The sequence below is a fragment of the Lentzea roselyniae genome (genome assembly GCF_039537795.1).
Lineage (GTDB): Bacteria > Actinomycetota > Actinomycetes > Mycobacteriales > Pseudonocardiaceae > Lentzea > Lentzea atacamensis.
The window spans coordinates 1-9,340 of the sequence record NZ_BAABBE010000080.1; the positions used below are offsets into that span (position 1 = coordinate 1).

General features: G+C 65.0%; 6 protein-coding genes and 5 pseudogenes. 3 read left to right on the top strand and 8 right to left on the bottom strand.

Annotated elements, in window-relative coordinates; all coding sequences use genetic code 11:
• Window positions 1–1,158: 1,158 nt before the first annotated feature.
• Together ABFX45_RS46780 and ABFX45_RS46785 are read right to left on the bottom strand one after the other, a co-directional pair.
• A pseudogene (locus ABFX45_RS46780) lies at window positions 1,159–1,266 on the bottom strand (DUF3291 domain-containing protein); the annotation flags it as partial.
• A gap of 46 nt (window positions 1,267–1,312) precedes the next feature.
• Window positions 1,313–1,390 carry a DUF3291 domain-containing protein gene (locus ABFX45_RS46785; RefSeq protein WP_428834304.1) on the bottom strand — a complete coding sequence of 26 codons (78 nt, stop codon included), beginning with the start codon at window positions 1,388–1,390 and terminating at the stop codon, window positions 1,313–1,315.
• 298 nt (window positions 1,391–1,688) lie between these two features.
• On the opposite strand from ABFX45_RS46785, the gene ABFX45_RS45280 reads away from it, so the two are divergent.
• The 3 genes and pseudogenes from ABFX45_RS45280 (at window position 1,689) to ABFX45_RS45290 (ending at window position 3,943) form a co-directional block, all read left to right on the top strand.
• Entirely contained in the window at window positions 1,689–1,883 is a 195-nt protein-coding gene (locus tag ABFX45_RS45280; RefSeq protein WP_346137277.1) for an NUDIX hydrolase, read from the top strand.
• A 351-nt stretch (window positions 1,884–2,234) separates the two neighbouring features.
• Window positions 2,235–3,033, top strand: a pseudogene (locus ABFX45_RS45285) (transposase family protein).
• 91 nt (window positions 3,034–3,124) lie between these two features.
• Window positions 3,125–3,943, top strand: a pseudogene (locus ABFX45_RS45290) (IS5 family transposase).
• Here ABFX45_RS45290 and ABFX45_RS45295 read toward each other — a convergent pair.
• The 6 genes and pseudogenes from ABFX45_RS45295 to ABFX45_RS45320 form a co-directional block, all read right to left on the bottom strand.
• On the bottom strand, window positions 3,940–5,544 hold the full coding sequence (locus ABFX45_RS45295; RefSeq protein ID WP_346137278.1) for an FAD/NAD(P)-binding protein: 1,605 nt from the start codon (window positions 5,542–5,544) through the stop codon (window positions 3,940–3,942). The pseudogene ABFX45_RS45290 and the gene ABFX45_RS45295 overlap by 4 nt on opposite strands.
• Before the next feature lie 188 nt (window positions 5,545–5,732).
• The gene (locus ABFX45_RS45300; protein ID WP_346137279.1) at window positions 5,733–6,626 is read right to left on the bottom strand and encodes an SAM-dependent methyltransferase; all 894 of its coding nucleotides are present in this window, start codon (window positions 6,624–6,626) and stop codon (window positions 5,733–5,735) included.
• A gap of 738 nt (window positions 6,627–7,364) precedes the next feature.
• Window positions 7,365–8,108, bottom strand: a complete 744-nt coding sequence (locus ABFX45_RS45305) for a hypothetical protein (RefSeq protein WP_346137280.1) — start codon at window positions 8,106–8,108, stop codon at window positions 7,365–7,367.
• A gap of 9 nt (window positions 8,109–8,117) precedes the next feature.
• Window positions 8,118–8,582, bottom strand: a pseudogene (locus ABFX45_RS46790) (hypothetical protein); the annotation flags it as partial.
• A gap of 203 nt (window positions 8,583–8,785) precedes the next feature.
• On the bottom strand, window positions 8,786–8,926 hold the full coding sequence (locus tag ABFX45_RS45315) for a hypothetical protein (RefSeq protein ID WP_346137282.1): 141 nt from the start codon (window positions 8,924–8,926) through the stop codon (window positions 8,786–8,788).
• 297 nt (window positions 8,927–9,223) lie between these two features.
• Window positions 9,224–9,340, bottom strand: a pseudogene (locus ABFX45_RS45320) (IS5/IS1182 family transposase); the annotation flags it as partial.

A 9,340-nucleotide genomic window follows, 5' to 3' on the forward strand; every position in this document is an offset into this window, starting at 1 on the left:
CAGCGCCGAAGATGCTCGACCTACCCGACACCGTCTGGATCAACCGGCCGGCCAACGACACCGATCAACACGCCGACACAGAAGCCGCCTAACACCCACTGGTCTCAATCACCTTGACAAATTCCGCACCGCAAAGCGAAGCGACGGCAGGGCGGCTCATACCGCTAGTCGCGCGAGCGCCAGGCTGCGCCGGCAGTGTTCCATCAGTGTGCGGTTGGCCCGGCTGGTCGGGCAGAGACCGCAGATCGCACAACTGATCGTCAGATCTCCGACGAGTTCGTCCACGGCAACGAGTGCGGCCCGGTCGCATCGGCGGCACCACCGATAGCCAGTGGCCGCGTTGGCGTGGAGCGGTGACGAGACGCAGTCGTGCAGCCATCTCCGATGGCTGCGACAGGTGACTCGATCCATGGGATCGAGATGGCCACCGTCCTCGACGGCATCCTCCCGTTGCAGCGTTGTGAGCAGCCTCTCGTTGGCGGTCACCATGTCGGCCCTCCCGACGTTCGTTCCTGCATGCGCTGTCCCAGTTTGTGGAGCATCGGCGTCATGCGCCCGCGGGAAACTCCCTAGTCTTCTGAGTTTGTCGGATCTTCGGCGGGCCAGGCACGCGCGTGCCGAGTCCGGAGTTGGTGCCGCTGATCCCTGTCCAACGATGAGCGTCTGGTCTTGGAAGGCTGAACGCGACGACGAACGACCGCGTGGGCACTGGCGATGCGTGCGCCAGGCCGCACCGCGTGGTCGGGGGCGGCGTCCCTCACGGGTGCCGGGGAGATGAGGTTTGGCGTTCGCCGTGCTCACGTCCTAGCGAAGAGGTGTGCGACGACGCGGAACTGGTGAAGTTCATCCACATCCACGCAGAAGCGGAGGCCAGTGCAGGAGCTTGCTGCTGGTGCGCCTTGTACCACACTCACACCGCTGGCTAAAGCGCCGCGAACCCGCACAGAGACGCCACAGACATCTCACCAAGCGGGGTTCGCGGAAGTTCAGCCCAGTGTTCGCAGGACAACGCCCCTCCCTTTCGAGCTGGCGGCCAGTCACCGCGGTTACGTCGAGATCGTGGTCTCATCGACGGTGGAGGTTCGAGCTGTTGAGCGGAGGGTCTGGACCAGGATCCTCTACGAGGGCAACAACAGCCCGCCCGCTCAACCCGGTAGATCAGGCAGCAACGAGTTCGCCAGTCGGTTCGTACGAGTGGGCGAAAGTGAATGCCTGTGGTGTTGGGCCCATCTCCCGCAGTAGATTCAACCGTTCGTCGGCCTCGAAGACAGTGGGATATGGCCGACTGGAACCACCACAGCACTGTGGATGCCTAAGCCTGAAGAAGGAACCATTCGCGGCGCCGCTGCATGAACTCTCGATGCTCCGAACGGTAGGTAAATTCCCACATCGCCTTCGCGACTCCCACACCGTTATGTTCGTGACCAGGTTGTCACGCGGGTCAATCGAGGCAGCGTCCATGCGTCTCAAGCCCATCAGCCGCCGTACGAAGCCCGGCACCACTCGCGCAGGCTGCCGCCCAGCCAGCCGACCGCGAGGAACGCCCGCCGGATGTCCACCACCCTCACCCCAACGCATCGGGGCTCAAGTGCTGCTGCTCGACGCTCACGACCGCGTGCTACTCATTCACGCCTGCGACCAACCCGCACGACCGCTGCCACGACTGGTGGGAGCTGCCCGGTGGCGGTTTGGACGACGGCGAGGAGCCGGCCGACGCCGCACGCCGCGAAGTAGCGGAGGAGACCGGATCGTTCTTCCAGCGCTGGGCCGCAAGCTGTGGATCCGGGAACCATCACCGCATCGATCACGTCTTCCTGACTCGTGCCGCGGACGCGGCGCCGAAGGTGACGCTCAAGCCCACTGAGAACGAGAAGGCGGACTGATCGAACGTCGATGGTGGCTAACTGCTGAACTCCGCGAGTGCACGGACAAACTGCTGCCCGCACAGCTTCCCGATCTGCTTGACGACCCTTCTCACCGGTGTCCTGAGCACCACACCGCTGAGGCTGGTCGAGTGATTGCGGTTGGACTCTTGCTCAAGGATGGGCCACCTGGAGTTCGAATCTCCTCCCCAAGCTGAGCGATCCGGAGATGCACCTCTGCGGCCTGCGGAGTTTCTGGTGCTGACATTCGCTTCTGTGCCTATAGTTTGATCTTGTCGGGGGTGTGTCAAACGAGCGGCTCTGGCGCGTAGTCGGTGGTGACGGCGAGGAGCGGTTCGCGATCATGATCTTGTGATTACTGTCGATTCCCTTGTGGGGACAGTGTTCTCCGGACTGTCGGCGTTGGTTATCGAGGACGTGACGGAGGGCGGTGGCATGGTGGTGGTCACGGCCCGCACTCGGGATGTGGCCGTGCCGTGTCCGGTCTGCGGGACTGCGACGGCGAAGGTGCACGGGTATCACCAGCGGACGGTGAAGGACGTGCCGGTCGATGGCCGCCAGGTCGTCGTCCGCCTGCGCGTGCGGCGGCTGGTCTGCCCGGCCCGGAACTGCCCGCGGCAGACGTTCCGGGAACAGATTCCCGGACTGCTGGAACGCCATCATTGTCACCCAACTGCTCGCGGAGATCCGCAAACTGGGCTGCACCGGCAGCGCCAACCTTCTGGTCCGCTACCTCAACCAGTGCCGCGCCGAAGGCGACCGCCCCGTCACGCCAGCCGCCTCCTGCTCACCAAACCCGCGAACCTGCGCCCGAAGGACACGACCCTGCTGGAGCAAATCGCCGCAGCCTGCCCAGAGATGACCGCACTCGCCAGTCTGGTACGCGGCTTCGCCGCACTGCTGACGCCGGCCGCGGGCAACGACGTGAAGCTCACCGAGTGGATCGCGCAGGCTCGCGCCGTCGATCTGCCGCACCTACGCAGTCTCACCAACGGTCGCGAGATCGACGGTCTGCAGTGGACGGTGCCGTCACCCTGCCCTACCACAACGGCCGCACCGAAGGCGTCAACACCCGCACCAAGAGCATCAGAGATAGATCCACAAACGCGCGGGATTCAACCTTCTCCGCCACCGCATCCTTCTGCCCTGACGACCACTCCACGTCACCACCGACTACGAGGCAGAGCCGCTCGTTTTACAATCCTCTTGTCGGGCTGGTTCGTGTCCGGCGGGAGGTTGGTGTGGCCCGGCGTCGGCCTTGGGAGGTCGAGGACGAGCTGTGGGAGTTGATCGAACCGCTGCTGCCGAAGGTCGAGCGGCGCTTCCGGTATCCGGGACGTAAGCGACTCGATGACCGCAAGGCGTTGTGCGGCATCCTGTTCGTGCTCTACACGGGCATCGGGGTGGGAATTCTTGCCGCAGGAGCTGGGGTACGGGTCGGGCATGACGTGCTGGCGGCGGCTGTGGGACTGGGCCGAGGCGGGGGTGTGGCCGCGGCTGCACGAGCTGCTGCTGGCGAACTTGCAGTCGGTGGGGACGTTGGACTGGTCGCGGGCGGCGGTGGATTCCTCGTCGGTCAGGGCGGTGAAGGGCGGCCCAAAACCGGTCCGAGCCCGATCGACCGCGCCCGGACGGGCTCCAAGCACCACCTGATCACCGACGGCGGCGGCGTGCCCCTGGCCGTGACATTGACCGGCGCCAACCGCAACGACGTCACCCACCTGATACCACTGCTCGACGCCATCCCGCTGGTACGCGGCCGGCGTGGCCACCCTCGGCACAGACCCGACCGGATGTACGCCGACCGCGCCTACGACAAGTACCGCGAACAGGTCCGCACCAAGGGCATCCGGCCGCTCATCGCCCGCCGCGGCGTCGACCACGGCTCCGGACTGGGCGTGCACCGCTGGGTCGTCGAACAGACCCTGGCCCTGCTGCACTGGATCCGCCGCCTGCGCATCCGCTGGGAGATCCGCGACGACATCCACGAAGCCCTCCTCAGCCTCGCCTGCTCGATCATCTGCGGGCGACGCCTCCAACGCCACCAGTCATTCCGTTAGGACCTTTTAGGGAACAGACCCATGGTGGCGGCGATGTCCATCGCGATGCAGTCGGCACGAGCCGCCAGCACCGGCATTCCGAACGTGAAGAGGTATGCGCCGTTGGTGAGGTCTCCCAGCGCGTGCAGCTTCGAGTCGGCGACGCCACGCCGGGAGACCAGGCGGCTTGTGATTCGGTCGACGCGGACACCACCGAACGGGTGGGCCGCTACCAACCCCTGGGATTCCATGGACGCCACCAGCGGACGGGCGGCCGGTGGAATCTCGTGCTTTGCGGGTGTCGACGCCGAGATCACAACATCGACTACCGCTGGCCGTTCCGCATCGATGTCGAAGCCACCGGTCGATCGCGGCAGAATGGAGCGAACTCCCCCTGTGATGGCGAGCTGCCCACTGTGGAACATGTTCAGCAGCAGAGCGGCGTTCGCCGGCGGCATCGGACAGCAATGTCGCATCAACGTCTGGTGCCAGGCCCGGACGCGCATCTTGTCGGCGTCCGACAACAGGTACCAGGCGTCCTGGCCGCACGCCACCATGCCGTCCCTGAGCACCGGCCAGCCGGGGTCGCGATCTTCCATGGCCCGCACCAGGTCATTGCGAAGGCGCGTCACCGCCGGTGTGGTGCAGGAGAAATCGGCTGCGATCTTCGCGATCGAGGTGCCGACCGCGACGAGTTCCGCCTTGGCGAGTTCGACCACGTCGTCGAAACTCAGTCCACCGTTCGCCGCGGTCACTTCCTCGATTCGCCGCACCGTGAGGTGCTGGAGCTTGTGACGGGCAGGCCGCTGCCGAACGGAAGGAAGGTGACCGTTGCGGGAACCCAGAGTGATCGGTCCTCGGTGGCCGCGAGCCCTCAGGCCCATCACCACGTCAATGGCGGTCAGGCCTGAACCGACGATGCCGACGCTTGCCTGTTCGGGGACATCGATCAGGGCCTCGCGCAACGGGTAGGCATCAGCAATGTAACCCGCGCTGCTCGAAAGTTTGTAGTGATCGTACGACGGCGTCGCACCAAGGCACAGCACCACCTGGTCGAATGAGCCGGCCTTCCAATCATCGCCGTGCGTCCAGAACTTCCCTTCGTCCATCTCCAGACTCGTGACCGTCGAAGTCCGGATTTCCACGTTCGAACCAGCAGCACGCATCGCCGCGATCGCCTGCTCCGCGGTGTCCTCCAGGTATCGGCCGACTTGGTGTCGGCGAGGAACAGTGGTGTCGGCGGCGAGGTCGCCGAGACCATTCTCATGAAACCATCGCACGCCGTGTTCCGGATCCCACGCGACGGCCGACATGTCTTCCATGGGCACGTTCGCCAGCACTTCGTCGCCGTCCGGTTGGAACACGCGACCACGCCACAGGTTGGGGCCCGGCTCGAACACGGTGACGTTAATCGGGATTTCAGGAGCGATGCGATACGCCATCGCTGCAACAACACATGCAGCGGAGGGCCCTCCGCCGATAATCGCAATCTCGAACAATTCCTGACCTTTCGCCACTGGTGAGAGGGCAGATGGCCGACAAGCGCGAACACACTCTCCACAAACGCAGGAGAGAGTTCGACCGAAAATAATTTCACGCTGCCACGAGCGATTATGCGGCACTTGAGCAGTCAGAAAATCCCGGGCGTTCCGTGCACTGGAACAACCTTTGCTGATCTACACCGAACCCGCTACGCAGTATCTCCTGTGCCCCAGCCTCTCCCAGGCACCGAACTGAAGGCAGCGGATCCGGCGTTCCAGCTCAAGTCAAGATCGAACCAACGCGATGTTCAGCGAACAGATGCATTACGTCAACTTTTGGCACGCGCCGTCGGCCGGTTCCCGCGACTTTGTCGCCCTGGGTGACCAGGTGTACTGACGACGCGCGTAGCGGCCGCGAGCCAGGAGGCTGGCACCGGCGCGACGGACCTGCCGTGGCCGATCACGGGATCCACGCCCGCGTACACGCTCGCCCGCCACCCGGCCGCACCCAGCCAGTCCTCGATGTCGTCGCGGGCCGCGCGGAAGATCACACCGTGTTTGTCCAGGCCGTCGCGCAACTGCGCGCCCTGTTCGCCGAGCATCGAGGCCTGGAGGTGATCGAGGAACAGGTGGCTGCCGGGCGCAGACAAGGCGGTCAGCGCCGCCAGCAGCACATCACCCTTCTCCGGCGTGAGGTGCATCAAGAGCCCCTCGGCCAGCCAGGCACTCGGCTGCCCTGGGTCGAAACCGGCCGCGCGCAACGGTGTCGCCCAGTCCGTCCTCAAGTCAGCAGCCACCCCGATCCGCTCGCAGGTGGGCGTCAGGCCGGACCGCGCGACCAGGGTCGTCTTGAACTCGGTCATGTCCGGCAGATCAAGCTCGAACCAGCGGGTGCCCGGCGGACACGGCAGGCGCGTCGTACGTCCGTCCACGCCCGCCCCGAGGACCACGACCTGCCGCACACCGCCCTCCAGCGCGTGCCCGATCCGGTCGTCAAAGAACCGGGTGCGCACCACGTGGTAGGAGGGGAAGCCACTGGAGATGGCCCGCATCTGCGCGACGGACGCAGCCAGCGCCGGGCGGTCTTCCAGTTCGGCGACCAGAAAGCCGGCCAGCGGGTCGGTGAACAGCGGTTGCGGTCGTCCGGCTTCCTCGCACCTCACCCAGGCGGTATAGAGGGCGGTCTGGCTCAATCCGTCCTCAGGGATCTTCAGATCTGGCATCCGTTCTCCTCAAGTCCGATCTCGTCGGTCCGCCGAAGGCGGTGACCTCTGGTCGAAACGTCTCGCAACGTTAATTCACACCAGCTTTATCGCTGTCTTCCGTTCCACAGGCCGGAACGCGTGTCAAGGGAATGGTCCCGATGGGTCTGGTGAGCTCATCCGGCACAGCAGCGTCGCCGCACCCTCAGGGCTGATGGCGGGCAGAAGCAGCAGCACGGTGACGGCTTCGGTGAGCATTTCGACGTCGCACCGCGCGGATCGGGACAGGTCGTCACGCCAGAGGACGCGCTGTTGGCACCGTGCACGTACATCGGTGGCATGGCGTGGATCGCGTCGCCGGGCAAAGTCACATGCGCGCCGACCAGGTCGCTGCCGGGGTATGGCCCGAGGGCCTCAGCCCAGCAGTCGACCCCCCGGTGCGGACGTCGTCACACCAGTTCTTGAAGAACCTGACAAGTGACAGCGTTAGCGCTACTGGATGTCCGGAATGGCTTTCCATGATCATCTACGGTAGTCACACCAGATTCCCCGCCTGACGACCAGTAGAGATCGACAACCCACTCGCAGTCACACTTCGTCGTCAAGGCATTGAACAGGAAAGGTTCCGCCTCCGACTGCGCAACCCGGTAAGGAAACTTGATGGGCTTGCTCTCGTAATCAGCCACACCCTGAATGGTGACACCGGGATCAAGAGCGTTAGTGGGCACGGATTTCGGCGGCTAGACATCCAGGCGACATTTATCCAACGCCATGCCATTGATCACCACATCCTTTGGACACGCGCGTACCGGTGATGGGTGCGTTCCGCTCCACCACGCGCACCTTCATGTCCGCGAGAACGACCTGCGTGGCTGTTCGACCTTGCACAATGAGCCTTACATGCGCACCAGATATGCCGTCCGCAGCCGCGGCACCGCCGGTACCGGAGGCCCAGTTCTGCCAGCCGGTCAGCGTGCCGGAATCCGCCGAGCCCGCAGCGCCCGGCGTGCAGAGCACCCAGATCAGCAGGTCGGTGGCCTCGAAGCCGTTGGGGTGCGGCGAGGTGACCGAGGCGGACAGGACGGTGAACGGGGCGGTCACCGCCGCAGTGACGGTCACCTCGGTACAGCCGCGGACGCGCAGCCTCAGCGCGCGGGCGGTCGGCAAATGCTCGATCACGTCGAGGAACCGGACCGGGTCACCGGCCGCGGGTGAGACTTGTTCCACGGTGAGCGGGAGGGTGTCGTAGCACGGCGGGCGGACCACGGACAGGTGGCGGCAGTTCTTGCTCTCGACAGCAGCCGATGCGCCGATCCACGGGTCGATCGGTGAGCCGAACTGGACCGTGCCGTTCCAGGGGTGCATCGGGTCCAGGATGCTGCCGGCTCCCGTGGTGTTCGACTGGTCGCCGTACACCTGGTCGGGATCGAGCCGCCACTCCTGCCCCGGCTGCCCCTGCCACATCGCGAACAACCGGTCGACGTTGCTGTGCAACAGGAACATGAACGGATCTTCGAAGGTTTGGTGCTGGCCACCGATGTGACCGCCGACGTAGCCGTGCCACCCCTCCAGCTCGTTTCGGAACGCTGCTGAGCTCGGGATAGGGCGTCGGCACTGCCGATGATCGACGCGTCGGAGCTGATCCCCGGTGCTCCGGTGCCTGCGTTGCGCTGGACGGATTGCGGTGGAACGGCCGGGTTTCCGGTCCGTTCGCGGCTGCCTGCGAGCACGCCGCCGTTGTGCAGCGCGGCGAGCGGCCCGTCGACCATTCCGTTCATCGTGCCGAAGAGGGTGCTGGCGGAGAGGTCGACGGTGCCGCCCTGGCCGTCGGACGCGGCTCGCGGGTCCTGTGTCCAGTCCCAGTAGTGGCAGGGCGACATCGGGGTTCGACTGCTGCAGCAGTTCCTCGAAGCGGTTGCAGAGCTCGCGGTGCCACGGCAGGAAGGAGTCGCTGTGGTTGTGGGTCGACTGGTGCATCTCGTCCTGCTTGTCCCAGTAGGACACTCCTCCGGGGAAGGTGTGCAGGTCGGCCTGCAGCAGGGCGTCGATGAACGCCTGCCGCTCGGCCCACTCGGAGAGGGCGGATGGCACGCGCAAATACACCACACGCCGCGGTATTTGCGCTCCGAATCACCGAGGCCGTGCCGCCGAAAGCGCGGAAGGGCCTCGGTGATTGCTGCCTACTGGCCGGTGGCCAGCATCAGCTCCTCGATGTCCTCCACAGCAAGCTCGGCGGTATCGCCACCCGCCTCGACGCCCGACTCGTGCTCGCCCAACCCCTCGAGCCAGAGGTCGTCATCGATCCCGCTGTCTGCGGTCAACGTGACGAGGTCCCATAGGTGATGATCGTTTCCCTAGGCTCGAACACGCCCTCATCACCCTTGAGGTAACTCGTCCACATCACGGTGTGCCCAAGGACGGTGAGATTGCGGTCCTGCCTCTTGATCCCCGCCAAGAGGTCGGAAGTGAGCCGTGACTCGTGCTGTCCGTCGCTCGTGTAGTGGAAGGTCGGGTTCAACGCGCAGAACCACCGCTGCTCGACGAAGAGGAACCTCCAGTCAAGCGCGGCGTGTTTGTGGAAGCCGATCTCCGTCGGTGAGCCCTTCTTAGAGTTCCTATCAAAGGATCTTGATGTGCCTGTAGCAGATGATGCAGGTTGCCAAGCCGAGGAACGCTTCGTGGATGTCATCGCGGCGCTCCCAGCGAATACGCAGCCGCTTCATGCCGTGGTACCA